This window comes from Candidatus Latescibacter sp. IFSED24 (assembly GCF_058273205.1).
This window is the reverse complement of sequence record NZ_CM177850.1, coordinates 4027947-4052164: the sequence shown is the minus strand read 5'-3', so window position 1 is coordinate 4052164 and position 24218 is coordinate 4027947. Positions and strand designations below refer to the sequence as shown.

Sequence of the window (24218 nt, the reverse complement as noted above, 5' to 3'; positions counted from 1 at the left end):
GTGTCGACGAGGTCTGGCCGTGGCCGATTCGGTTCATCTGGTCAGCATCAGTTTCAGGGTGCGGGTCCCGGACACGCTGGCGAGCCGCGCCAGGTAGAGGCCGCTGGGCTGGCCGCGGCCGTCCTCGCCGGTGCCGTCCCAGCGCACCCGGTGCTCACCGGCAGCGAGGTGCTCCCGGACCAGGGAGCGTATCCGGGCGCCCTTCAGGTCGTGGATCGCCAGCTCGACCGGGCCCGCAGCGGGCACCGTGTAGAAGATCTCGGTGGTCGGGTTGAAGGGATTGGGTGCACTCTCGATCCGCAGCCCCGGGTCTGCGTCCGGGACCTCGTCCTCCACGGCGGAGACGGCCGCCGCATCGCGCACACAGCGCACGAAGTTGTCGATCCGGATCACGTCGCCCTGGGGGCCGTGGCCATGGGGCCAGTCGCCGGCGTCGCCCTGCTTGGGGTCGCTCCGCTGGGCGCCGGCGCCGTGCACGTCCAGAAGGGTATAGTCGTAGGGCGGAAACGGGGACTGCATCCAGCCCAGCGCCGAGCCGAACGCCACGTAGACGCCCATGGCTCCGGGCTGGAGGGTCCAGTTCTCGTGGGTGGTGCCGGTCCAGTAGAACGGGAAGTCGGTGGCGCCGCCCTCGTCGAGGATGGCGGTGCACTGGAAGACCGGGTCGATGGCCGCGGTGCCGTGGGTGGCCGGGGAGCGGCTGTAATCCACGATGCTCTGCAGTTCCTTGGCATTGGGCAGGCGCCAGTCGACGTGGTCGGCCAAGGTCAGGTCCTCCGCGTAGGCCAGCGCCGCCTGCCAGTCCATCCCGACCCCGCTGTCGGCCTGCATCCACATCAGGCCGGTGGCCAGGTCGGTCACCGTGCCGTCGCCGTTGTCGTGCAGATCGTTGACGCCGTAGTCGGTGTTGCCGCGCACGCAGAGCACGAAGGCCGTCTTGTCCACCCCGTGCAGGGAGGTGCCGTAGCCCTTGATGCGACCGTCGGCGAAGTTCACGCCGAACACCGTGTGGTCGCCGTTCATGGTGGTGCTGACGTACTCGGTGGCGGACCAGTACTGCGAGTCGATGATCCGCTCGCCCAGGCTCTCGTCGCCGTAGATGAACGTGAAGACCGTGGTGTCGAGGAACGGGACGAGGCCGTCCGTGTCGCCCTCGTAGCCGCTGGGATCGACGCCGCGGAAGTCGATGAGCGAGTAGAGCTCCTTGATGCCTGGCAGTCGCCAGTCGTCGTAACCGCCGAAGGCCACGGCGTTGAGCACCGCCGGCTGGTCCAGCGCCGCCCACCAGGAGAGCTTGTCGTCGGGCTCGAGGTCGCCGTCGAGGTCGGTGTCCGGCATGTGCTGCCAGGTCAGGCCGGTCTGGTGGTCCAGGACGGTCAGGCCGTCGCCGCCGAGGGCGAGGGTCGGCTGGTATCCGTCGTGCTGGGCATCCTGGCCGTGGAAGGGCTCTCCGGCGGCCGGCGCCGCGATCGGGACCGCGGCATCGAAGCACGTCTGCTGACCGGTATCGACCACGGGGTAGGGCACCGGGCTGTCGGCACGGCCGGGGCTGATCGACAGCAGCAGGATCAGGGCCGTGAAGACCGGAACGGGGATGCGGACGCCTGCTCTCATGGTTCCACGCTTCCTGATCGAGAGGATCGATTGACAATCCAGGGGATTCCGTGCGGTTCTTGAAGGGCTGAACGAGTGAGCCGCGAGACCCTTTCGCTTTTTCTGGCCGGTCCGGTGCGAGATCGCGCGAAACGATCCCCGACGTCGCGCGTTGGGTTCGAAGGAAAGCCGCTTGCAGACATCCGACGATCAACTGATGACGCGCGGGGCCGGTGGCGACGAGGCCGCGTTCCGCCTCCTCGTCGAACGCTGGCAGACCCCGGTCTTCGCGTTCCTCGTCAGGATGCTCGGATCGCGAGAGGACGCCCAGGATCTCTGTCAGGAGACCTTCTTGCGCATGATTCGCTCGGCCGACAATTACGTGCCGTCGGGCCAGTTCCAGAGCTGGCTCTTCCGGATCGCGGGCAACCTGGCGCGCAGCAGGCTGCGCCGGCGCAAGATCATCCGCTGGCTATCCTTCGATCAGCATCGTCCGGACCCGCCCGCGGGCGCCCCCGATGCCCAGCAGGAACTGGAACGACGAGAGGTGCGGGACGAGGTGCGCGAGGCCATCGCCAGGCTACCGGAGCGCCAGCGTCAGGCGCTTTTGCTGAAGCAGTACCAGGGCCTCAAGTACGCCGAGATCGCCACGGCCATGGACTTGACGCCCGCCGCCGTGCAGATGCTCCTGCACCGGGCGATGCTGACCCTGCGCCAGGATTTCTCACGCCGAGGGAGGACGCGATGAGAGGCTTGGAACACCCCCAGGAGCCCGTTTTGCAGGCGTATTTCGATGCGGAACTATCGGAGGACGAATCCGCGCGGGTGCGCGACCACTGCCGGGGCTGCGCCACCTGCCGTGGCGTGCTCGCCGAGCTGGAGGCCGTCCGGTACGCCATGGCCCAGGATGAGCAGACCTCCGGACCCGAGCCGGTCTGGCCACTGCTCCAGGAACAGCTCGAGGGACGGAATGACCGCCGTCTCAGTCCGCTCTTCGCCGCCGGAACGGCCGCCGCCTGCCTCGCCGGCATCGTCCTGGGACTGCTGCTGGGCGCCCCCGCGACCAGTGATCTGACGGAGCAGGATCCGGTCACCCGGGGCATCATCGACCAGATCTGGCCCGCCACGACGGACGCCTCGCTGCTGGACATCTACACCGGGGCCCTCGCCCAGGAAAGGTCGGGAGGATGATGAAGAGAGCGCTGTGGATCCTGCTCGCACTATCGCTCGGCCTGAATGCGGGCTTGTTCTACGTCCGGCTCGCCGACCGTCCCGGCCTGCCTCCCGGCAGTCATCCCGGCGAACCAGGCCCTCACGATCCTCCGCCAGGAGAGCACGGCGCGCCGCAGCCGGCCCCCGAGGTCCTCATCCGGAACCACCTGGCGAGCATGAGCCGGCACCTGGACCTGAGCGTGGAGCAGCAGCAGTCCATCGAGGAGATCCTGCGGGACCATCTGCCCGAGATGGCCGAGCTCCGGCAGCGGGCGGAAGCGGCCAACCACCGGGTCTCGGTGGCGTTCGCAGATCCCCAGCTCAATACCGGGCGCTTCACCGCGCTGGTCCGCGAGGCGAGCCAGGCCCGGGCCCGGATCGACTCGCTCTCCGCCGTGATGCTGCTGGCAGAAGCCGGCGTCCTGTCGCCGGCGCAGCGGGCGAGGTTCGCCGAGGTGGCGCCCACCGTGTACGCCAATCCACGGCGGAATCCGCCGCCGCGACGCCCATAGGGAAGGGCCGCCTCCCGCGCGGAGACGGCCCCCGGTCCACCATTCGGCGGGACTATTCGAACAGAGCCTTGACCTCGGTCCAGGTCGTGTTTTCCACGGCCACCGATTCCACCGAGATGACGGTCTGGGTGTAGATCAGGCCCATGGCGTCGGCCCAGGCGTCGGCGATGGTGGTGTAGAAGCTGGTCAGGCCGGTGTAGTCGTAGGTGCCCACCGCATCGAGGATGTCGCGCGAGGCGAGCACATCGCCCTCGTAGCCCACTTCCCAGTGGAAGCCGAAGTAGGGATCGATCTGGGCGGGGACGTCGAGAGCCGGGTTGACGTACGGCCATTCCGGGTCATTGGCCACGAAGAAGCCGTCGGCCGCCGGGTCGTCGTTGCGCAGCACGAAGTAGCTGGTCTGGCCATCGGGCTGGGGATCGACCAGGGGGATCGGACCGACCGTGCCCATGGTCAGCGCGAAGGACGCGAGGTCGATGGGGAACGAGCGCACGCCGTAGGTGTCGCTGTCGACGAAGTTGTCCGAGTCCACCGTGAAGGTGGCCAGCACCAGATCGCCGCTGTTCACATCGGCGAAGGGGCCGCTGTTGATCTGATTGTACTCGACCTCGCCGTGGAACTCGATCGTGACCGTCTCGGCCATGGCGGCCCCAGCGATCATAAGCAGAGCGCAAGCAATGATACCAAACTTCATCATGGTGTCCTCCGGATCGTGCATCGTCGCCTTGGTTGGCGGTGTCTGGATCTCGCAAGCGACATCCATCACCTGATCGCGGAGAATCTTAGCCCGGCAGCAGCCCTGGTCGCTAACACCAGCGTCGCAAAGACTGTCACCCGTGTCTCGGCGAGGTCGAATTCGCCGTCCCGGAAGCTCGTCGTGCGCCATTCTAGGGCCCGACGGCCGATCACCCCTCGAACGACACGTCGACCACCTGCCGGATCGTGGCCGTCTCCACCTCGAAGAACTCCTCGCGGGTGAACCCGAACATGGCCGCCACCAGGTTCGACGGGAACACCTCCACGCGCGTGTTCAGTTCGCGCACGTTGGCGTTGAAGTACCGCCGCGCCCGCTGGATGCGGTCCTCGGTGGTGGCCAGTTCCTGCTGCAGCGCCAGGAAGTTCTCGCTGGCCTTGAGCTCGGGATACCCCTCGGCCACGGCCAGCAGCCGGCGCATGCCCTCGACCAGCGGCTTCTCGTCGGCGGCCTGGCTGCCGGGGCTGCCGTGGGAGGCGGCGGCGCGGGCGCGGTCGGCTGTGACCCTGGCGAAGAGCTCGCGCTCGTGGGCCGCGTAGCCCTGGACGGTCTCCACCAGGTTGGGCACCAGGTCGTAGCGCCGCTTCAGCTCGGTGTCGATGTCCGACCACGACTCGCGCACGTGCTGTCGCGTCCGGACCAGCGCGTTGTAGTTGAGCACGATCCACAAGAGGACCGCCCCCGCCACGATGCCGACGATGATCAGGGGATTCACCGATGGTCTCCTTTGAGCTGGGCCAGCACGTCGTCCGGCACGAGGTCGAGCATCCGGCGCGCCACCTTCAGGCCCTGGTGGCAGTGGCCGGGCGTGAGCGCACCGTTGCTGATCACGGCGATTTCGGCGAAGCCGAACTCGATGGTCACCGCCGGCGCCTCGAGCAGGTAGTCCATGGTGCGCTGGTGGATCACGTCGTACGCCCACTTGCGGTCGGCGGCCGAGACGTGGAAGCGGCGGCTGAACTCGGCCGACTCGAAATCCAGGTCGTCGTGGCCGAAGAACTCGCCCACGCGGTCGAAGACGTGCTCGGGCCGGATGCAGAGCGGGATCACCGGCGTGCCCGTGTCCAGGATGACCATGGCCCGGCGATGGGTCTGGCGGTTCTTGCCCGAACCCGTGGTGAAGCGGTAGTCGAGGCAGCGCACCCGGCGGCCGTCGACCTCGCCCTCGATGTGCAACGTCGTGTGTCGGGAGTGGCCGCGCTCGAGGATCCGGTACGCCGCGTACTCCCGCTCCCAGCCGCGCTGTTTCTCCGCGACCAGCCTCATGCCCTGGCTGCGCGCCCAGGCGCGCAGCAGCCGCCGGCGTTTCTGATCCTGTCGCCAGGCCACCGTGGCCAGCGCCGCCAGGACGAGGATGATCACGAAGATGAGCCACGGTTGCACGGGCGCTCCCTTCCACCGCTGCCGGCCTTCCGCAGACAGGCGATCCTACCCGGGCCAGCCGGGGTTTCTTTGGCTCGATCATAGCGTGGATCGCGGGTGAGGCCAGGAGAGATCGTCCGGGACGGTGGACGGGCGGGGCGGTGGCACTCCGGGAGGAAACCCCACGCAAATCCAGCCTGAAATGTTATAATCGACCCCTGAGACCATTGCTCGCGGTCCCCGGAGACCGGTTCGCCCACTCGCCAGCAGCCAGGATGGAGGCCGCCATGCGCACTTGGCAACGCCCAAACCTCGCCCGTTCGTCCTTCCTGGGCCTCATCGCCCTGCTCGCCCTGCTCGTGCCCCTGACGGCCTCCGCCGAGTGGATCGACCTCGGCGGCGACGTGCCCCTGGAAGTCCAGCTCCTCTCGAGCAACGCGACGAGCAGCGTCTACGCCATCACCGTCGGCGGCTTCGAGGCCACGCCGGTGAAGGTGGACGACGACACCTGGTACGAGATCACCCTGCCCGGCGCCCCGCAGGCGCTGGTGTTCGGCTTCCCCTCGCTGCCCATGGTGCGCCGCGCGCTGGCCATTCCCGACGACCGCGCCGTGGTCGCCAACATCATCGAGTCCGAGCACGTCGACCTGCCCGACCTGCCGGTGGCCCCCAGCAAGGGCAACCTCCTGCGCTCGGTGGACCCCGCCACGGTGGCCTACCAGTTCGACGCCTTCTATCAGACCAGCGGCCTCTGGCCCGAGCGCGTGGTCGAGGCCGACGCGCCGCACATCGTGCGCGACCTGCGCGGCGTGGTGGTCCAGGCCAACCCGTTCCAGTACCTGCCGGGCAGCGACGTGCTGCGCGTGCACACGCGCATCGTGGTCGAGGTCCGCGACGCCGGCCCGGGCCAGATCAACGTGCTCGAGCGCCAGCGCCCCTTCACCGCGGTCGACCCCCAGTTCGCCCGCCTCTACGAGAACCACTTCCTCAACCACGACGCGCTGCGCTACGACACGGTCGAGGAGACCGGCGGTCTTTTGATCATCAGCGACGACGCCTTCGCCGGCGCCATGCAGCCGCTGGTGGAGTGGAAGCTGCAGAAGGGCCTGGACACCCGCCTGGTCACCCTCACCGACACCGGCAGTTCGTTCAGCCAGATCAAGAGCTACATCGCCGGCGAGCTGGCCGACTGGGCGCCGGCCTACGTCCTGCTCGTGGGCGACATCGCCCAGATCCCCATCGGCAGCGACTCGGATCCCGAGTACAGCACGCTCCTGGGCAGCGACAGCTATCCCGACCTCTTCGTCGGCCGCTTCTCCGCCGAGAACGCCAACCACGTGGCCACCCAGGTCCTGCGCACCATCACCTACGAGCGCGACATCACGGCCGGCCCCGACTGGATGCAGTACGGCGTGGGCATCGCCTCGGCCGAGGGACCCGGCGACGACGGCGAGTACGACAACGTGCACGAGGACGTGATCCGCACCAAGCTGCTCGACTACGGCTACCTCGGCGTGGACCGGATCTACGATCCCGGCGCCAGCGCCTCCGCGGTGACCACCGCCCTGAACGCGGGCCGCGGCATCGTCAACTACACCGGCCACGGCAGCTCCACCGCCTGGTCCACCACCGGCTTCAGCAACACCTCGGTCAACGCGCTGGTCAACGGCGACCAGCTGCCGTTCATCTGCAGCGTGGCCTGCAACAACGGCACCTTCACCGGCACCTGCTTCGCCGAGGCCTGGCTGCGCGCCACCGACGGCGGCACGCCCACCGGCGCCGTGGCCACCTACATGTCCTACATCAGCCAGTCGTGGAACCCGCCCATGTGCGGCCAGGACGCCGCCATCGACCTGCTGGTGGCCGACGAGATGCGCACCATCGGCGGCCTCTGGTTCAACGGCTCGTGCCAGATGATGGACGAGTACGGTGCGGCGGGCGCCAACGAGTTCCTCAACTGGACCATCTTCGGCGATCCCTCGCTGGCGGTGCGCACCAAGGCCGCCGCGCCGCTGATGGCCGACCACGACGGCGCCATGCTCATCGGCATGACCCAGTACACCGTGAGCTGCGACGCCCCCGGCGCCCGCTGCGCGCTCTACGCCGACGGCGTGCTCTACGGCACGGCCCTGGCCGACGCCGGCGGTCTGGCCGTCATCGACCTGATGGAACCGCTCGCTGAGCCGACGACCCTCACCCTCACCGTGACGGCCTACAACCGGACCACGGTGCAGGCCGAGGTGACCGTGGTGCCGCCCGACGGCCCCTATCTGGTCTTCAACGCCACCTCCGTCCTCGACGACGACGGCGACCAGGACGGCGTGCTGGACATCGGCGAGACCGTGGGTCTGGACGTGCTGCTGGAGAACGTGGGCGTGGCCAGCGCCGCGGGCCTGACCGCGACCCTCGCCTCCGACGACCCCTACCTCGAGGTCGTCGAGCCCACCGCCAGCTACCCGGACATCCCCGCGGGCGAGACCGGCGCGGGCAGCACCCCGTTCGCCGTCACCGTCCTCGGCGGCGCGCCCGACGGCTACCAGGCGCCGCTCACCCTCACGGTCACCGGCCCCGGCGACCAGTGGGACATGGCGTTCAGCCTGCCCATCCAGGCGCCGCAGCTCGGCGTGACGGTCGACGCGGTCCAGGACATCCCCGGCGACTACAGCGGCACCGCCGATCCCGGCGAGACGTGCTCCCTGACCCTGATGCTCGCCAACACCGGCGCCGCCGACGCCGCCGACCTCGCCGCGGTCCTCGACAGCGCCAGTCCCCATGTCTCCATCCTCATGGGCTCCGCCACCTGCGCCCAGGTCGGCGCGGGCGGTCAGGCCACGCTGAGTCCGCTCCAGGTCGAGGTGCTCGAGAGCTGCCCCTCGCCCTCGCTGCTCGTCTTCGACCTCACCGTGACCTCGGCCGAGGGCCACGTGGCCGAGTTGCAGTTCGAGCTCGCCGTGGGTGGCTGGTTCGACGACCTCGAGAGCGACCGCGGCTGGACCATCGGCGCGGCCGACGACGACGCCTCGGCCGGCGTCTGGCTCCGCGCCGATCCCGTGGGCACCTCGTACGACGGCGCCGTGGTCCAGATGGAGGACGACCACACCGTCGACCCCGGCGTCCAGTGCTTCGTCACCGGCAACGCCACGCCGGGCCAGTCCGCCGGCACGGCCGACGTCGACGGCGGCAAGACCACGCTGTTGACCCCGGTCTTCGCGCTCGCGGACGCCACCGCCGCCACGGTCCACTACTGGCGCTGGTACACCAACGACCTCGGCAACAGCCCGGGCGAGGACTGGTGGGAGGTGAGCGTCACCAGCAACGGGGTCGACTGGATCCAGCTGGAGTACACGCAGGAGTCCAGCGCGAACTGGCAGCAGTTCACCTTCGACCTGCTCGACCACATCGCCCTCACCGACCAGGTCCAGCTGCGCTTCGTGGCCAGCGACGAGGGCAGCGGCTCGCTGGTGGAGGCCGGCGTGGACGACTTCCACCTGGAGGTCCGCTTCGACCTGACGACGGCGGTGGACGACCGCCCCGACCTGCCCACCGCTCTGGCGCTCGAGGGCTGCTATCCCAACCCGTTCAACCCCGCCACGCGCATCGTCTTCTCGCTGCCGCAGGATCGCGAGGTGGACCTGGCGGTCTACGACGTCTCCGGACGCCGGGTGGCCACCCTGGTCCACGGCGCGCTCCTGGCTGGACGCCACGAGGTGCTCTGGCAGGGCCGCGACGACCGCGGCGGGCTGGTGGCCAGCGGCGTGTACTTCAGCCGGCTGGTCAGCGAGGGCGAAATGCAGACGCGGAAGATGCTGCTCTTGAAGTGATCCTCCGGCAGGGATCTGCCTCCTGGGGCCCCGGTGCAAGCCGGGGCCTCGCTTGATCTTGTCGATCTTGCGGCCCAGGGGTCGACCCCTCGCCTATTCGATCGCAACTATAATAATCAAAGGCGTTTACAGCTTTCATCAGCCCGCTTCAAGATCAGTCCAATTGACATACTATCCTGATTGTGTCCATTTTCTTCCCGATCTCCCTGGCCCCCACATGACTCCTGTTCGCGTAGTTCGCCCCGGACCGGTGAGACCACCAGATCCGGCACCGTGCCCGCCAACCTGCCTTCCGCACACCCCGCGTCTCACCGGCCCGCTCGCCCGGCCAGGTCGTGCCTATTTCCCGGCACTCCAAGCGGAAGGATTTGCTCATGAAACTCATCCACCTCCTCGCGCTGGTCGCGATCCTCGCCACCGGCGCCGCCATGGCCCAGGAGCAGTTCTGCTACGACTATGACCGCCACCTCGGCGCCACCCCCACCGCCGACCGCGCCTGGTGGGTCACGGTCGACGGCAACCACGCCTTCGTGGGCGTCATGCAATCCGGCCTGCAGATCTTCGACATCACCAACCCCGCGGCGCCCATCTCCGTGGCCTTGCTCGACACCCCCGGCATGGCCCGCCACACCCAGATCGTGGGCAACCTCGCCTATATCGCCGACGGCGACGAGGGCTTCCAGGTGATCGACATCGCCGAGATCACCGCGCCGCAGATCATCGGCCAGCGCGATACGCCGGGCCACGTCTTCTCCATCCAGTGCCTGGGGACGCACGCCTACCTGGGCGACAGCATGGATGGGTTGATGGTGTTCGACATCTCCAATCCTTCGGCTCCCGTGCACCTGGCCAGCCTCGCCGTGGAGGGGCAGTTGCTGCACCCCTGGCCTCACGATGATTACGTCTTCGCCACCAACTGGCTGGGCCTGGTCATCATCGACGTCAGCGATCCCATGACTCCCGTCCTGGCCCAATCCGTCGTGCTCCAGGGCCAGTCCCGCACGCTCCAATACGAGGATGGGCTCGCCTACGTCGCGGTCGGCGACGCGGGCCTGCAGATCGTCGACCTCAGCGATCCCCTGGCTCCCCTGGTCATCGGATCCACCGCCGTCTTCGGCACCGCCATCGGGGTCCAGGTCCGCGACGGCCGCGCCTTCCTCGCCTGTGACGACGGTGGCATCCAGGTGGTCGACGTCAGCGATCCCACGCGGCCGATTCCCGTGGCCAGCATGGCGACCACCATGCCCATCAACGGCATCGCCCTGGCCGGGGACTACGCCCTCGTCGGCGGCGACCCGGGCGAGGGCACCGAGGGCGACCTGCAGACGGTGGACATCAGCGAACCCCTGAACGCCCTGGTCAGCGTCACCGCGACACCGGGCCTGGCCTACGGCATCGACATCCTCGATGGCCTGGCTGCGGTGGCCAGCTTCCAGGAGGGCCTGCAGCTGGTCCAGATCGACGACCCCGCAGCGCCGCTCCTGCTGGGCCACCTGGACCTGCCAGGCTTCGCCAGTGCCGTGGACTTGGCCGGCGACCATGCCTATGTCGCTGCCGCCAGCGAGGGCCTGCAGGTCGTGGACATCACCGACCCCGAGGCCCCGCAACTCGTCGGTGCGTTGGACACGCCCGGTGTGGCCCGGGCCGTCGTGGTGGACGGCACCCTGGCCTTCGTCGCCGACGGCGCGGAAGGCCTGCAGGTGATCGACGTCGCCGACCCCACGCTGCCGCAGCTCATCGGCAACGTCGATACGCCCGACATGGCCCGCGGCCTGGCCGTGGCCGGTGACCTGGTCTACGTCGCCGACGGCAACGCCGGCCTGCAGATCATCGACGCGAGCAACCCCCACGCTCCGGTCATCCTGGGCGCCTTCGACACGCCGGGCAGCGCCGCCCACGTGCTCCTGCGCGACGACATCGCCTACGTGGCCGACGGGTACTCCGGCGTGCAGGTGATCGACATCGCCGATCCTGCCGCACCGCAGCTGATCGTCGGCGCCGCGGTCGCCGGCTGCACCGACTACCTGGCCCGGGCGGACGGCATGGCCGACTATCTCTACGCCGCTTGCTCGAACCAGGGTCTGCGCCTCCTGGATATCTCCACGCCCGAGGCGCCGGTGGCGTGCGACGGTCTGACGTCGCTCCACCGCACCCACGCCGTGGCCGTCTGCGGCAACTGCGTCTTCACGGCCGACGATAGAGGCGGCCTCAAGATCGCCTACCGCGCCTGTGCCGAGGTGGTCAACGTGGAGAATCCGGATCATGCGGTTCCGGACCTGGTCTCGAACCTGGTGGTCCACCCCAATCCGTTCAACCCCCAGACCACCGTCACCTTCGCCCTGACACGGGCGCAGTGGGCCGAGCTCGGGGTGTACGACCTGGCTGGCCGCCATCTCCAGCGCCTGGCGAGCCGCCAGTTCGATCCCGGGACCCACACGCTCACCTGGCACGGCCGCGACGATGCCGGCCGGTCCCTGCCGTCGGGCACCTACATCATCCGGCTGGAGACCGAGGAACGGGTCGAGGCGAGGAAGGTGATGCTGGTGCGGTGATGCTGTTCGTGCTGGCAGAGGGTGTGGAGGTCCCTCTCACCGCGGCGGCGGCGCGTCCCGCAGGACTCAGCGCGGACGCGCCGCCGCCGGCAACTTGTCCCGGGACCAGAGTTCGTACCCGACCCAGGGCACGAACCGGGCCTCGAGCGAATCCAGTTCGCCCGGCCGGTAGTAGAGGTAGCCGGTGCCGGGCTTCTCCAGCAGCACCACGACCTCGTCGAGGATATACCGCGAAAGCCGACCCTCCCGGGCCGCCACGAAGGCCGCGTTGTTGACCCGACCGTCGAGGTTGATCACGGTGATGGCGCCGAACCGGGGTGCCACGTAGCCGACCAGCCCGGCGTTGAACGCCCCCGCGCGCACGTCCCCGGGATAGGCGGCGGCCAGAGCCGTCAGCCGGGCTCGATTCTGGCGTTCGCCCAGCGCCGGGCCGCCATCGAGGCCGGTGAAGAAGCGGGCGAACAGGATGAGGCCGAACACCACGGCCACCACCACCGGAACCATCAGCCGCCCGGACCGCACAGCCGGTGCCGCCACCACCGCCAGCACCAGCGCGAAGAGCGCCAGCGACGGCAGCGCGTACCAGTTGATGTACGCGCGCCATACCACGCTCATCAGGATCACGTGGCCCGCCAGGAACGCGGCCACCGCCCAGAGGACCGCACCCGCCGGGGTCGCCCGGAACCGGCGGGACAGCTCGCGACGGCACCGCCACCACGGGACGGCCACCGCGGCGATCAGGCCCGCGGTCGCCACGTGGGTGAAGCGCGCCGTGGCGAACTCCTCCAGGCTCGCGAAGCGGGCGGCGTGGAAGAGCGGCGCCACGGTGGCGTCGGTCAGGAAGCGGGCGACGCCACGGAGCGAGCGCCAGTCGGTGTCGAGGCTGCCGTAGATGGGGAAATGCGTCTTCACCTGGCCCGAGACCGGGACGAGCGAGCCGAAGCTGGCCAGGTTCCACCAGAACCAGGGCAGCACCGTCAGGGCAGCGGTGGCGGCGACGAGCGACAGCCAGCGCCAGGAGGCTGGCCGGGGCCAGCGTGGCGTCGACCGGTCCAGGGCCACGAGGAAGATCACGGTCGCGAGCCCCAGGACCACGAGGTTGTCCACGCGCGCCAGGCCCGCCAGGCCGAGCAGCAGGCCGGTCGCCACCGCCTGGCCCGGACCGGGTGGCCGCGGCGCCAGCGCCAGCACGGTCAGCCGCCAGAACACCAGGACCACCAGCAGCGCGCTCAGCGACGCCTCCATGCCGCGCAAGCCCACGAGCACGGTGAGCGGCGAGAGGAACCAGAACAAGGCCGCGAGCCAGGCGCGCGTGCCGGCGCCCAGGAGGCGCAGGATCGCCAGGAGCAGCAGGCCGGTGGCCATGTCGCAGAACGTGGCCAGGGTGAGCGCCAGCTTCACCGGCAGCCAGAGCGCGTCGCCGGTCACCGCGAAGATGGGCACCAGCGACCAGAGCCAGAGCGGGTGGTAGCCGTTGGTGGGCGCCAGGCCGTCGAAGGTGGGGCCGGCGCCCGCGGCGAGGTTGGCGGCGATCTTGAAGTAGTAGTAGGCGTCGTCGGCGATGAGCGGACCCTCGGCCCAGCCCGACCAGACGATCAGCAGGCGCGCCAGAAGCCCGGCCAGCACCAGGGCCAGGACGCGTCGCGATGGCATGGGACGGGCTCCTTCCTCGCCGAACGTTTCCTGCAGAAGAGCGAAGCCAGCATACCGTCCGGAAGCCCCGGCGTCATCAACGAGGGCGCCCCACACCGGCCAGGGCATCCTCCACCTCGCGCCAGACGTTGGCCATGGCCCTGGCCGCGGCGCTCCGCGGAGCGTATTCCACCAGGCTCCGTCCGGCGAGCTGGGCGTCGGCGACCAGGGGCTCGAAGGGGATCAGGCCCACCACGGGAACACGGCGCTCGGCGCAGAGGTCGGTCACCCGCCGGGTCAGACGCCGGTTCAGGTCGTACTTGTTGATGCACACCAGGGCCGGCACGGCGAAGTGGTCGGCGAGGTCGAGCACGCGGCACAGGTCGTGCATGCCCGAGAGGCTGGGTTCGGTGACGAGCAGGGTGAGGTCGGCGCCGGTGAGCGACGCGGTCACCGGACAGCCGATGCCGGGCGGTCCGTCGACCAGGATCAGGTCATGCCCGCGTCGGGTCGCGACCTCGCGGGCCTGCTCGCGCACCAGGCTGACCAGCTTGCCCGAGTTCTCGGCGCCCACGTCGAGGTCGGCGTGGACCAGCGGTCCGAAGCGGGTGCGCGAGAGGTGCCACGCGCCGCAGCGACGCTCGGGGAAGTCGATGGCGTCCAGCGGACAGAAGTGGACGCACACGCCGCAGCCCTCGCAGGCCAGGGGATCCACCGCGTAGCCCGGTTCGGACTCGCCGACCGTGCGGACGATGGCCTCGTACTGGCAGTACTCGGCGCAGAGGCCGCATCGCTCGCACTCGTCCTGGCGGATGACGGCCAGATGTCCCGCCAGGAACGGGGTCGACCGTTCGAGCGCGGGCTCGAGGACCAGGTGCAGGTTGGCGGCGTCGACGTCGCAGTCGGCCAGGACGAGGTTGCGGGCCAGCGCCGCCAGGCTCGCCACCACGCTGGTCTTGCCGGTCCCGCCCTTGCCGCTGCAGACCACCAGCTCGATCATGCCGTCACCTCCCGGGCCTGCAACGCCTGGAAGAGGTCGACCAGCGCCGTGGCCACCTCCTGATCCGCATCCACGGCCAGCGCACCCTCGGCGCAGGCCTCGGCCACCGTGCGGCGGAACGGGATCCGCGCCAGGATCGCCACCCCGTGCTCGGCGCAGTATGCATCGATCAGGTCACGGCCCGGCAGTGCGCGGTTGACCACCACGCCGCAGGGCAGCGCCAGCTTGCGGGCCAGCGAGACCGCCAGGTCCAGGTCGTGCAGGCCGAAGGGCGTGGGCTCGGTGACCAGGACCACGAAGTCCGTGCCGCGCATGGTCTCCACCACCGGACAGGTGGTGCCCGGCGGCGCATCCAGGATGACCCAGGGCGACCCGACCGTGGCCTGCTTCACCGCCTGGATCAACGGCGGCACCACCGTCTCGCCCACGCGCAGCCGGCCCTGGGTGAAGCGCATTCCCTCGGCCGTGCCGCTGACCAGCTCGCCCAGTTCGCGCCGGCCCGGGACGATGGCCTCGTCGGGGCAGACCAGCCAGCAACCGGCGCAGCCGTGGCAGAGGTCGGGAAAGACCATGGTCTGGTCCGGCAGGCTGGCGATGGCGTTGAACTGGCAGATCTCCGCGCACAGGCCGCAATGCCGGCACCGGTCCTGATCGACCACGGGGATGGGCATGGACACCTCCCGGCGCTCGCTGATCTCCGGTCGCAGGAAGAGGTGGGTGTTGGGCTCCTCCACATCGCAGTCGCCCAGGTGCACCTCACGGCCGAGGCGGGCCGCAGTGAGCGCCAGGTTCACCGCCACGGTGGTCTTGCCCGTCCCCCCCTTGCCGCTGGCGATGGCGATGCGCATGGCAGCATCCTTTCCTCAGTGATGGGGAGCGGCGTCGGGATGCGTGAGTTCCACGAGACCCCCGGCGCGCCAGGCCGCCACCGCGTCGACCACGGTGCCCGCCACGCCCGAGAAGACCTTGACCCCGGCGCTGCCCAGCACGGCGAAGGCCTTGGGCCCGCAGTGGCCCGTGAGCAGGATGCGCGCCCCGCAGGACACCAGGTTCTGCGCCGACTGCACGCCGGCGCCCTGGGACGCGGCCATCTGCCTGGTGTTGTCGAGCGCGGAGTACTCGCCGGTCTCGCTGTCGAGGATCACGTGGTAGGGCGCGCGGCCGAAGCGCTGGTCCACGGCGTCTTGGGGACTGGGGCCCTGGGCGGTGATGGCGATGATCATGGGCAACCTCCCGCTGGGGATTTGACGTCCGGATGTTTTGAGCATATACTCATAACTGTCGAAAGTCAAATACAGGAGTATCGACCATGTCCAGACCCCCGAAACCCCGCGCCGTCCGCCATGCCCCGACCGTCGTGCACTTCAAGCCGGCCGGCGTGCCCCTGCGGGCGCTCGAGGAGGTCTCGCTGGGGCTGGACGAACTGGAAGCCCTACGTCTGGCCGACCTGGAGAACCTGTCCCACGAGGAGGTCGGCGAGCTGATGAACGTCTCGCGGGCCACCGCCGGCCGCATCCTGGCCGAGGCGCGCCGCAAGACCGCCGAGGCGCTGGTCCACGGCTGGGCCATCCGTGTCGAGGGCGGCGCGGTCGAGGCCGCACCCCCGGAACGAGGGCGGTGCGGAGCCGGTCGGGGTCGCGGACGGGGACGGGGACGGGGTCGCCGGCAGGGCTAGGATCGCGCGGTCACGAGGGCCGCGCCGAGCAAGGAAAGGTTCATCATGCCTGGATTCGATCGCAAAGGTCCCCTGAGCGAGGGGCCCCGCACCGGGCGGGGACTCGGCCGCTGCGGGACGAACGAACCCGTGACCGACACCGAACGCAACGACGATCCGTCGAACCTGCCGCCCGGGCGCGGCCTGGGTCCGGGGCGCGGCCGTGGGGCCGGCGCCGGGCGCGGGCCGGGTCGGGGTTTCGGCCGGGGCCGTGGTTTCGGCCGGGGCCCTGGTCGCTGGTAGGAGCCGAGCCATCGCGAGCATCCCCGCGGGTGCGGCTGCCCGCAGCACCCGCAAACAGGACTTCATGAGTCCTCAAAAGGTTTCGCGGCAATAAGTTGCAACCTTCGCCCCTGGTGTCTCCGTCTAACGGGAAACGATCCGACCGATCCCATCCCGAGACGGAGACTCCCATGCGGATATGCGCTGGCCTGCTCCTGGCCCTGATCCTGACCACGACCAGCCCCGCCCACGCCTGGCAGCCCACCTACCTCCCCGAACTCGCCATCGCCCGCGCCACCGGGACCCTCGCCATCGACGGACGGCTCGACGACCCCGGCTGGCGCGACGCCGCCCGGGCCACCGACTTCGCCGAGCATCAGCCCGGCGACCAGGTCCAGCCGCCCTTCGCCACCACGGTCTTCGTCTGCTACGACGACCAGAACCTGTACGTCGGCTTCCACTGCCAGGACGACCATCCCGAGCAGATCCGCGCCTCGTTTTGTCGCCGCGACCAGATCTTCTCCGACGACAACGTGATCGTGGCCATCGACACCTTCGGCGACGCTACCCGCGGCTACGAGCTGTGCGTGAACCCCTACGGTATCCAGGGCGACCTGCTCTACTCGGCGAACAACGGCGAGGACAGCAGCTACGACCTGATCTACACCACGGCGGCGCGCATCACCGACGACGGCTGGGAAGCCGAGTTCGCCATCCCCTTCAGCAGCCTGCGCTTCCCCGACCAACCGGTCCAGACCTGGCGCGTGGACTTCTGGCGCAACCAGCCCCGCGACGTACGCTACCAGGCGTCGTGGGCCGCCTACGACCGCGACGAGCAGTGCTGGCCATGCCAGTGGGGCACGGTCACCGGCATCGCAGACGTGGCCCCCGGCGGCAGCCTCGACCTCATCCCCGCCTTCACCGCCGCCCAGGCCGGCGAGCGCCAGGACGGCGGCGCGTTCGACAACGGCGACGTCACCGGCGAGCTCTCGCTCACCGCCAAGTACGACATCACCTCGGACCTGAGCGCCGAGGCCACCCTCAACCCCGACTTCAGCCAGGTCGAGTCGGACGCCGCACAGATCGACGTCAACAGCAACTTCGCACTCTTCTATCCCGAGAAGCGACCCTTCTTCCAGGAAGGCGCCGATCTCTGGACCACCTGGTTCAACGCCATCTACACGCGTCAGATCAACGATCCCTCGGTGGCCGGCAAGTTGCTGGGCCGCAGCGGCAACACCTTCTACGGGGTGCTCGCGGCGCACGACGAGCATTCGCCCATCATCGTGCCCTTCGAGGAGCGCAGCCTGGTGGTCCAGAATGGGCAGAGCTTCAACACCATCGGCCGTGTCCGGACCGACCTCGGCGAGCAGACCCATCTCGGCTTCGTGGGCACCGACCGGCGCTACGACAGCGGCGGCAACGGCTCGCTGGTCGGGGTCGACAGCCGCCTCCGCCTCGACCGCAACCACCAGCTCGAGGTCCAGTACCTGCACAGCTTCACCACCGAACCGGACGACACCTCGCTGACCACGGACGTCAACGGCGAGACCTTCGACGACGGCCGCTACACCGCCGACTTCGATGGCGAGACCTTCGACGGCTCGGCGCTCTACGCCAGTCTCGAGCGTAACGGGCGCCGCTGGTCCTTCGACCTGGACTACTGGGACCGCAGCCCCACCTTCCGCGCCGAGAACGGGTTCGAGGGGCGCAACAGCTACCGCCGGGGCATCGTGACCACCGACTACTTGGTGCGTTTCGAGAACAGTTCCGTCATCGAGTGGTTGAACCCGGGGTTGACCTTCGGACGCTCCTGGAACGACCAGGATGTGCGCAAGGAGGAGCAGGCCCAGGTCAATCTCAGCGGTCGCCTGCGCAAGGCCCAGACCAACTTCCACGTGCAGTACACCACCGAGGCCGAGCGGTACCGGGACCGGGAATATGACGGCCTCTACCTCTGGCACGTCTGTGGCAACGCCCGGCCCAGCGACCTCCTCGTCTTCGGCGGCTCGGTCAACTATGGCCGGCAGGTTTACTACAGCGGCGAGACCATCGGTCTGCAGCAGGACTACTCGCTCTGGTTCGACCTCAAGCCCTGGGACCGGCTGCTCCTGGAGACCAGCATCGCCTGGTCGAAGAGCAAGGACCCCGACACCAGCGAGACCTTCTTCGACGGCCATGTCCTGCGTTCGAAGCTGTCTTTGCAGGTCACCCGGGAACTATCGATGCGCCTGATCCTGCAGTACAACGACTTCCGGGAGCTGTGGGAAGCCGATCCCTTGCTACAGTACCAGATCAATCCGTTCTCCATCTTCTACATCGGATCGACGCGGGACTACCAGCTCGTCACACCCACCGGACAGGATCACGACAGCTGGAAACTGACCGACCGACAGTACTTCCTGAAGCTCCAGTACCTGTTCCGGGTCTAGAATCGGCGGGCGCGGACCTCCGTAACGAATTTCATTCTCACGCCGCAACTCCCACGAATATAATGGGTTGCGAGGCTTTTTCTCTGCAACTTTCTTGAGTGTCTGGAGTACTAAGGTCGTTTTCGTCCCCTAAAGTCGAGTCCCGCGCGCCGCAGAAAGGAGGTCCGGCACCCAGCCCCGGATATGAAATCCAGGCAGCCAATCATCTGGCGCCGACGCGATTCAGCATGAATCCCCTCAGTCACCCTTGCCGCGCGGCGCCTTCTACGAGGGGAGAGGCCATGCGAAACAAGCCATTTCTTGCCCTGCTAATGCTCACCGTCTTCTTGATCCTCTTCAGCGCCAGCAGCCAGGCCCGGACCTGGTATGTCCCCGGAGACACTTACGACGTCACCGAGGCTCTCAGCCAGGCCCAGCCCGGCGACGTGGTCCAGATCGCCATGGGCCACTACAAGGTCGTGGGGCGCCCGCACTGGATCAGCTCCGGGATCACCGTCCGCGGAGAATCGACACTCCCCGGCAGCGTGGTGCTCGAGGAGATCTGCTGCTTCTGCGGCGACTGGCGCGACGAACCGGTCTTCGTGATCAACGGCCAGGGCCAACCGACCCGATTCGAGAACATCACCTTCCGCAACTTCAACCTCAGCTGCGGGCCCTACCAGTACATCAGCAATCCCATCTTCCACATCACCCATTCCAGCGTGGCGTTCCAGAACTGCCACTGGGATGATTTCTACAAGAATGCGCTGTACATCGAGGAAGGACGCGTCAGCCTCGCCGACTGCGTTTTCAGCAACGGACGCGGCTGCCCCTCGGCCGTCTATCTCGCCAGCGGCAAGCTGGACATCGACGGCTGCACCTTCCACCACAACACGTGGATCGAGGATTGCGACGAGCTGCGCGGCAGCATCATCGGCCTGATGGGCGGTACGACGGCCATCACCAACAGCACATTCTGTGAGAACGGTCCCCTGATCAGCCTGCTCACCGTGGGACCCGGCGCCCTGCTGAACGCCGACTGCATGTGCATGCAGCAGTGCGCGTCCATGTGGCTGGGCCAGGTGGAAGGCATCGTCAACCTGCGCAGCTGCCAGGTCGACCAGGGCCTCTGGCAGGTGATCAACGGTGGCCAGCTGCACTACCTCGACAGCCCGGACAAGGCCCTGAACGTGGAGAGCCGGAGCTGGAGCCAGGTGAAGCAACTGTTCGACTGACGCTCGCAGCGTGACGGACACCGGCTGAAGGGTCGAGCCGCCCGGTTCGGCGAGGAACCGGGCGGCTCGTCGGGTCAGCAGCGCGGCCGTGGGGACCGGTTCACCGCAGCATCTTCCACAGATACGCGTAGGTCAGCGCCCACATGTAGGCGCGCTGGTTCAGATTGGCGGCGACGCCGTGGCCGCCCTCGGTGTTCTCGTAGTAGTACACCGGCTTGCCCATGTCGGTCATCTTGGCCACCATCTTGCGGGCGTGGCCGGGATGGACGCGGTCGTCGCGGGTGCTGGTGTAGAAGAAGACCTTGGGGTAGTCCTTGCTCTCGTCCAGGTTGTGGTACGGCGACCAGGTCTTGATGTACTCCCAGTCGTCGGTGTCGGGGTTGCCGTATTCGGCCATCCAGCTCGCTCCGGCCAGCAGCTTGTTGTAGCGCTGCATGTCGAGCAGCGGCACCTGGCAAACCACGGCGCCGAACAGCTCGGGCCGCTGCACGAAGCAGGCGCCCACGAGCAGGCCGCCGTTGGAGCCGCCCACGATGCCGAGGTGCGCGGGGCTGGTGACCTTGCGCGCCATGAGATCCTCGGCCACGGCGATGAAGTCGTCGAAGGCGTTCTGGTGGTTCTCCTGCACCGCGCCCTGGTGCCACCTGGGGCCGAACTCGCCGCCGCCGCGGATGTTGGCCAGCACGTAGACCCCGCCGCGCTCCACCCAGGCGAGGCCCGTGGTGGCCGAGTACGTGGGGTTCATGGTGACCTCGAAGCCGCCGTAGCCGTAGAGCATGGTGGGGTTCTGCCCGTCGGCCTGGAACCCGCGCGGCTTGACGATGAAGTAGGGGATCATGGTGCCGTCGGCCGACCTAGCCTCGTATTGCTCCACCGTCATGCCGGCGGGGTCGAAGTACTCGGGCGTGCTCTTGACCTTCACCGGCGCCTCGCCGTCGCGAACGAGGTAGAGGCTCGACGGGGTGAGGAAGTCGGTGTAGGTGAAGAAGAACGTGTTGTCGACCTCGCTGGCGCTGCCCACGCTCACGGTGCCGAGGCCGGGCAGGGGGATCTCCTCGCGCTGCCAGCCCTCGTCGGTCAAGGTCAGCCGGTAGAGGCGGCCGCGCACGTTGTCCAGCGTGGTCAGCAGCAGGTCGTCGCGCGTGTTGGACACGCCGCCGAGCGAGACCCGCGCCTCGGGCTCGAAGAGCACGTGGAAGACGCGGCTGCCGGCGAGGAACGCGTCGAGATCGATGGCCAGGAGCGAATCCTGGAGGTAGATGGCATCGCCGACGTTCCAGTCGATGCGCAGCGAGACGAGGAGCTGATCCTTGAAGATGCCCTGCATGTCGGCATCCTCGGGGATGTCCAGCTTCACCAGGCGGCCGTCGAGGACCAGGTAGCTGGTGCCGCGATAGAACTCGGGCGTCTGGTAGACCACGTGGTAGTCGCCCTCGGGCTGGTGGCTGGTGTAGGCGCCCACCGAGACGTCGGTGGGCAGGCCCTCGAAGACGGTGACGGCCTCGTCTAGCGGCGTGCCGCGACGCCACTCCTTGACGATGCGCGGGTAGCCCGACTCGGTGAGCGAGCCCTCGCCGAAGTCGGTGCCCACCCAGAGCGTGTTCCCATCTTTCCAGGAGACCCGCGCCTTGGCCTCGGGCACCACGAAACCGTCCTCGACGAAGGCCTTGGCCACGGTGTCGAACTCGCGGCGGACCGCGGAGTCGCCGCCGCCGCGCGAGAGCGTCACCATGCAGCGGCGGTATTCGGGCGGCAGGCAGCTGGCCCCCTTCCAGACCCAGTTCTCGCCCTCGGCCTCGGCCAGCGCGTCCACGTCGAGCACCGTCTCCCAGACCGGTTCGTCGGTGACGTAGGAGTCGAGGAACGTGCGCCGCCAGACGCCGCGCACGTGGTCGGCGTCCTGCCAGAAGTTGTAGACCCAGGCGCCGCGGATCCCGACGTAGGGGATGCGGTCGCTGGAGTTGTAGACCTCGAGCAGCTTCTCGTGCAGTTCGGCGAACTCGGGCACCGCCTCGAGCTCGGCGGTGTCCTGTGCGCTGCGCTCGGTGACCCAGGCGAGGGCCTTCTCGCCCTCGACCTCCTCGAGCCAGAGGTAGGGGTCGTCGGCGGCGGCCGCGATGGTGGCGGTGGCCAGTAGCGTGATCACCAGAGTGGCGAATCTTCCAGATCGCATCGGAAACTCCTTCCGGGGCAGGGAAAGGCGGATTGACGGAGAATGACGGTGATGGCTACCGGACATGGTCCGAACATACGCCCGTGACCGACAAAAGATCCAATACCAATGAGACGACGGCCCGACCCGGTGGCGCCGATTCTCCACTCATTTACCCTTGGATATGCTAGTCTTGCTCCGACCTGATCACCGAGTCCCGATCGCCGGGAGGCCGACGCCATGTTCCGTACGCTCGCCATCACCCTGACCGTCCTGCTACTCCTGCCGGCGCTCGCGTCGGCCATCGACTGTCCGGTCCCGCTCTTGCCGCGCCCCGGCGAGGACCACGCCACCATCCGGGCCCGCCTCGAGGCCCAGGGGCTCTGGAAGCCCTCGGACGACCCCGCGCTCTCGCCGCCGCCCGACCCCCAGGTCGGTGATTCCTGGCTCTGGTACGTCTGGGACCTGGGCGGCTTCCCGGTGGCCAACCTCAAGCCCTGCACCGTCCGCGGCATGGGCGACCACTGCTACGTGGTGGTCGACGACGAGGAATGGCTGGTCTCCATGGACCAGGACGACGTCGACCGCATCGTGACGCATTTTGACGACATGTCGGTGGGCATGTTCCCCGACCAGGGCATCTGGGACCTGAACACCAGCCACTTCGGCGAACCGCCCAACCCCCTCGACGGCCTCGACCGCATCTTCCTCTTCTACTACCGCTTCGACATCTCGGCCGACGGGTTCTTCTGGGTCTACGACCAGTTCCCCGACGGCTCCCAGCCCTTCGCCAGCAACGAGTGCGAGGTGATCTACCTCGCCACCGACTCGAACCAGCCCGCCAGCGACTACATGCTCGCCGTTGCGGCCCACGAGTTCGAGCACCTCATCCACTACGCTCGCGACAACAACGAGAGCTCCTGGGTGGACGAGGGCCTGGGCGAGCTGGCCATGTGGCTCTTCGGCCGCCCCGACACCATCTCGTCGTTCAACAGCAACCCCGACAACAGCCTGGTCAACTGGGGCAGCCAGTGGGCCGACTACATCCAGTGCTACCTGTGGACGCTCTACTGCTACGAGCAGTTCGGCGGCCAGCCCATGATCTGGAACCTGGTCCACAACCCCAGCAACAGCATGACCGGCTACCAGCAGACCCTCGACGGCCTCGGCTACACCATCGCCACCCAGGACGTCTTCAACAACTGGTCGGCGGCCAACTACCTCGACGATCCCACCGTGCCCGACGGCCAGTACGGCTACCAGACCGAGACGCTGCCGCCGTTCAGCGCCTGGCGCTCCCACGACACCTACCCGGTCAACAGCGCGGGCACCGCCCAGCCCCACGGCACCGATTACGTCCGGCTCACCGACCTCGGCGGCGCTCCGCGAGTGATCTTCGACGGCTCCGACGGCGCCGACTGGCGCGTCACCCTGCTGGCCACCGACCCCGCGCTGCCCTCCCTGGCGGTCGACCTGCCGCTGGATGCCGCCCACGAGGGCACGCTCGACTTCACCGCCGCCACGGGCTACCAGGAGGTGATCCTCTCGGTGGCCAACGTCAGCCTGGGCAGCACGGGGGCGTACTACTACACCGTCGAACTCGCCACCACGGCGGCGCCCGACCTGGCGCAGCCTGTCAGCGTGTCGGGACACCCCAATCCGTTCAATCCCCAGACCCAGCTGACCTTCGCGCTGCCCGCCGCCGGGCGGGCGCGCGTGGGCATCTACACCGCCTCGGGCCGCCTCGTGCGGACGCTGGTCGATGCCGACCTCGCCGCCGGCACCCACACCCGGACCTGGCTCGGTCGGGACGAGGCCGGGCGGGAAGTGGCGTCGGGAACCTACCTGGTGCGCCTGGAGACCGCGGCGGGGGCCGCTGCCTCGAAGCTCATGCTCGTGCGGTGATCCGATCCGGCGAGCCGGTGTCCGCACCGGCTCGCCACAACATTTCCCTAGACCCCTCTACAGTTTCCCTGTCTTGCACGCCAGGCCGATTCGAGGTATGCACATCCCGACAGTGTCAGCGTCCGCTTGTCAACGGCATCG

Annotated in this window: 18 protein-coding genes; 9 read left to right on the top strand and 9 right to left on the bottom strand. The window is 68.5% G+C overall.

Annotated features, from left to right (window positions below; all coding sequences use genetic code 11):
• Positions 1-33: 33 nt before the first annotated feature.
• Positions 34-1614: an Lcl domain-containing protein gene (locus tag IFSED24_RS16315; RefSeq protein WP_491332544.1), complete on the bottom strand. Its 1581-nt coding sequence runs from the start codon at positions 1612-1614 to the stop codon at positions 34-36.
• Positions 1615-1786: 172 nt separating this feature from the next.
• On the opposite strand from IFSED24_RS16315, the gene IFSED24_RS16310 reads away from it, so the two are divergent.
• Genes IFSED24_RS16310 through IFSED24_RS16300 form a run of 3 tightly spaced genes read left to right on the top strand, consistent with a single transcriptional unit; the run spans position 1787 to position 3317 of the window.
• Positions 1787-2341 carry an RNA polymerase sigma factor gene (locus IFSED24_RS16310; protein ID WP_491332543.1) on the top strand — a complete coding sequence of 185 codons (555 nt, stop codon included), beginning with the start codon at positions 1787-1789 and terminating at the stop codon, positions 2339-2341.
• On the top strand, positions 2338-2784 hold the full coding sequence (locus IFSED24_RS16305) for an anti-sigma factor family protein (RefSeq protein WP_491332542.1): 447 nt from the start codon (positions 2338-2340) through the stop codon (positions 2782-2784). Before IFSED24_RS16310 ends, IFSED24_RS16305 begins: the two co-directional genes overlap by 4 nt.
• Complete coding sequence (locus IFSED24_RS16300) at positions 2784-3317, top strand: Spy/CpxP family protein refolding chaperone (protein ID WP_491332541.1); 534 nt, start codon at positions 2784-2786, stop codon at positions 3315-3317. Before IFSED24_RS16305 ends, IFSED24_RS16300 begins: the two co-directional genes overlap by 1 nt.
• Positions 3318-3369: 52 nt before the next feature.
• On the opposite strand, the gene IFSED24_RS16295 is transcribed toward IFSED24_RS16300, so the two are convergent.
• The 3 genes from IFSED24_RS16295 to IFSED24_RS16285 all read right to left on the bottom strand — a co-directional run bounded on the left by IFSED24_RS16295 (position 3370) and on the right by IFSED24_RS16285 (position 5454).
• Positions 3370-4014: a hypothetical protein gene (locus IFSED24_RS16295; RefSeq protein ID WP_491332540.1), complete on the bottom strand. Its 645-nt coding sequence runs from the start codon at positions 4012-4014 to the stop codon at positions 3370-3372.
• Between the two features lie 208 nt (positions 4015-4222).
• A complete protein-coding gene (locus tag IFSED24_RS16290) occupies positions 4223-4786 on the bottom strand; it encodes a LemA family protein (protein WP_491332539.1) in 564 nt (187 codons plus the stop codon).
• Positions 4783-5454: a hypothetical protein gene (locus tag IFSED24_RS16285; protein ID WP_491332538.1), complete on the bottom strand. Its 672-nt coding sequence runs from the start codon at positions 5452-5454 to the stop codon at positions 4783-4785. The genes IFSED24_RS16290 and IFSED24_RS16285 overlap by 4 nt, the downstream gene beginning before the upstream one ends.
• A 266-nt stretch (positions 5455-5720) precedes the next feature.
• Between IFSED24_RS16285 and IFSED24_RS16280 the strand changes: the two genes are divergently transcribed.
• Together IFSED24_RS16280 and IFSED24_RS16275 are read left to right on the top strand one after the other, a co-directional pair.
• Positions 5721-9254, top strand: a complete 3534-nt coding sequence (locus IFSED24_RS16280; protein WP_491332537.1) for a C25 family cysteine peptidase — start codon at positions 5721-5723, stop codon at positions 9252-9254.
• A 374-nt stretch (positions 9255-9628) separates the two neighbouring features.
• Positions 9629-11806 (top strand): FlgD immunoglobulin-like domain containing protein, encoded by a 2178-nt coding sequence (locus tag IFSED24_RS16275; RefSeq protein ID WP_491332536.1) that lies wholly within the window; start codon positions 9629-9631, stop codon positions 11804-11806.
• A 66-nt stretch (positions 11807-11872) separates the two neighbouring features.
• Here IFSED24_RS16275 and IFSED24_RS16270 read toward each other — a convergent pair whose 3' ends face one another.
• The 4 genes from IFSED24_RS16270 to IFSED24_RS16255 all read right to left on the bottom strand — a co-directional run bounded on the left by IFSED24_RS16270 (position 11873) and on the right by IFSED24_RS16255 (position 15661).
• Complete coding sequence (locus tag IFSED24_RS16270; RefSeq protein WP_491332535.1) at positions 11873-13459, bottom strand: hypothetical protein; 1587 nt, start codon at positions 13457-13459, stop codon at positions 11873-11875.
• Between the two features lie 76 nt (positions 13460-13535).
• The gene (locus IFSED24_RS16265; protein ID WP_491332534.1) at positions 13536-14438 is read right to left on the bottom strand and encodes an ATP-binding protein; all 903 of its coding nucleotides are present in this window, start codon (positions 14436-14438) and stop codon (positions 13536-13538) included.
• Positions 14435-15286, bottom strand: coding sequence for an ATP-binding protein (locus IFSED24_RS16260; RefSeq protein ID WP_491332533.1), 852 nt, complete (start codon positions 15284-15286; stop codon positions 14435-14437). Before IFSED24_RS16260 ends, IFSED24_RS16265 begins: the two co-directional genes overlap by 4 nt.
• Positions 15287-15301: 15 nt before the next feature.
• On the bottom strand, positions 15302-15661 hold the full coding sequence (locus IFSED24_RS16255) for a NifB/NifX family molybdenum-iron cluster-binding protein (RefSeq protein WP_491332532.1): 360 nt from the start codon (positions 15659-15661) through the stop codon (positions 15302-15304).
• An 86-nt stretch (positions 15662-15747) separates the two neighbouring features.
• Here IFSED24_RS16255 and IFSED24_RS16250 point away from each other — a divergent pair, with 86 nt between their 5' ends.
• The 3 genes from IFSED24_RS16250 (at position 15748) to IFSED24_RS16240 (ending at position 20020) form a co-directional block, all read left to right on the top strand.
• Complete coding sequence (locus IFSED24_RS16250) at positions 15748-16113, top strand: DUF134 domain-containing protein (RefSeq protein ID WP_491332531.1); 366 nt, start codon at positions 15748-15750, stop codon at positions 16111-16113.
• A gap of 452 nt (positions 16114-16565) precedes the next feature.
• Entirely contained in the window at positions 16566-18806 is a 2241-nt protein-coding gene (locus IFSED24_RS16245; RefSeq protein WP_491332530.1) for a carbohydrate binding family 9 domain-containing protein, read from the top strand.
• Between the two features lie 281 nt (positions 18807-19087).
• Entirely contained in the window at positions 19088-20020 is a 933-nt protein-coding gene (locus IFSED24_RS16240; RefSeq protein ID WP_491332529.1) for a hypothetical protein, read from the top strand.
• Positions 20021-20120: 100 nt separating this feature from the next.
• On the opposite strand, the gene IFSED24_RS16235 is transcribed toward IFSED24_RS16240, so the two are convergent.
• A complete protein-coding gene (locus tag IFSED24_RS16235; protein ID WP_491332528.1) occupies positions 20121-22193 on the bottom strand; it encodes a prolyl oligopeptidase family serine peptidase in 2073 nt (690 codons plus the stop codon).
• A gap of 219 nt (positions 22194-22412) precedes the next feature.
• Here IFSED24_RS16235 and IFSED24_RS16230 point away from each other — a divergent pair, with 219 nt between their 5' ends.
• On the top strand, positions 22413-24077 hold the full coding sequence (locus IFSED24_RS16230) for a FlgD immunoglobulin-like domain containing protein (protein WP_491332527.1): 1665 nt from the start codon (positions 22413-22415) through the stop codon (positions 24075-24077).
• The last annotated feature ends 141 nt before the right edge of the window (positions 24078-24218 follow it).